Here is a 1800-nt window from a genome sequence, read left to right on the forward strand (position 1 = left end):
AAGTGGATAACCCCAGAGGCTCAGGGCAACAATATGCCCGAATGTACAATGGTTATTTTGACAATCTGGTGAACACAGTCTTTTATCAGATGGCAGCTACAAGCTATCTGAACCCCTTCTTTCAGGAAATTTCCTGGTCTCAAGATACCACCAGTGGCATCTGGCAGGGCGACTTTACTCAGGTAGCGGATAAACTGTTCGATTATGCGAAGCAGAATCCAGATACTGCTCAGGACATACTGACTGACTTTGTACAGGCAGTAAGAGGCGTCAATGTCTACACCACAGTCAATCTGGATGCTTTGAGAGGCTCAGTTGACCAGTATATCCAGACTCAGGATATGAGTGGTTACTCTGATGAGGTGATAGGGCTAGTAACTGCGGCCGTCATGGATGCTTCCACAGGTAATGATTCTATTCAGGGCAATGCTTCCGATAATTATCTGTTTGGTTTGGAAGGACACGACACTATTTCTGCTGGTGCAGGTAATGATGTGTTGGATGGCGGTACTGGTGATGACCTTCTGATTGGCGGCGATGGGAATGATCAGTATCGTTTTGGCAAAGGCTATGGCAGGGATCGAATCCAAAATGCCGATTCTGGAGCAGATCGCTACGATATCGTAAAACTTCAAGGTGATTTGACAGCTGTTGATGTTTCGATTGTCAGGCAGGGGGACGATCTGGTTCTGTCGATTAATGACCACGATGATGTTCTCAGGATAGAGGATCACTTTCAGAGTGAAGGGGCTGCTAAAAAATATATTGATGCCATTGTTTTCAGTGATGGTTCCAAGCTGGAAGTAGGGCCAGCGCAGTTTGACCAGATAAATGTTGCTTCCCAGGTGATCACTGAAGGGGCTGATGAGCTTCACGGTACTTCAACAGACGACAGCATAGATGGATTGGGTGGCGATGACCGTATCTATGGCAAGGCAGGAAATGATCAGCTCCAGGGTAATGATGGTACTGACAGGCTCTTCGGTGATGATGGTGAAGATCAGCTTGATGGAGGAATGGGTAACGACTTCCTTTATGGAGGAGCTGGCAATGACCAGCTGACAGGCAGTGACGGTCATGATGAGCTTCGGGGTGAGTCTGGTGATGACACTCTAACGGGCGGCAAAGGAGATGATTACCTGCTCGGTGGAGCAGGCAACGACACTTATCTCTATAGCACTGGAGATGGCTTGGATAGCATCCTGAATGAAGGGAGTGCTTCGGATACCGATCAGATTATTCTGGGCCAGGGTATTCTTTCGCAGAATGTAGTAGTTAGGCGCCAGGGGAATGATCTGATTATCTTTGTGCGTGAAGGCGAGGATGAGATCCAGGTAGAGAATTACTTTAATGGGCAAGAGCAGAACAAGATTGACAAAGTTGTGTTCAGTGATGGGGGGAGCTCTGAAGCTGAATGGACTTCAGTAACTCTTGAACGCCTTGTACTGAAGGCCACTGAAGGAAACAACGAGCTGCATGGCGATGATCAGAACAACCAGCTTGATGGTCTTGGAGGGGATGACCTGCTGGTGGGATATGGTGGCAATGATGTTCTATCAGGCTCAGAAGGAAATGACACGCTTAGGGGAGAGGATGGCAACGATACCCTGTTGGGTGGAACAGGTTCTGATGTTCTCGAAGGTGGTCGAGGTAATGACCGGCTGGAAGGTGGCTTGGGCAATGACCGGCTTCTGGGTGGTTCTGGCAGTGATATCTATGTCATCAAGGCTGATGGCAGCAAGGATACCATTGAAGATTATGATAATTCGGGTACGGATCTCGACAAGATATTGTTTGATA

The 1800-nt window shown here is 47.9% G+C and carries 1 protein-coding gene; it reads left to right on the forward strand.

The features are described from left to right. The coding region (locus J7438_RS25315; protein ID WP_286196933.1) for a calcium-binding protein at positions 1-1800 on the forward strand (1800 nt) is incomplete at both ends.

Source organism: Thalassotalea sp. G20_0 (assembly GCF_017744175.1).
In the GTDB taxonomy this organism is placed as follows: domain Bacteria; phylum Pseudomonadota; class Gammaproteobacteria; order Pseudomonadales; family Endozoicomonadaceae; genus Endozoicomonas.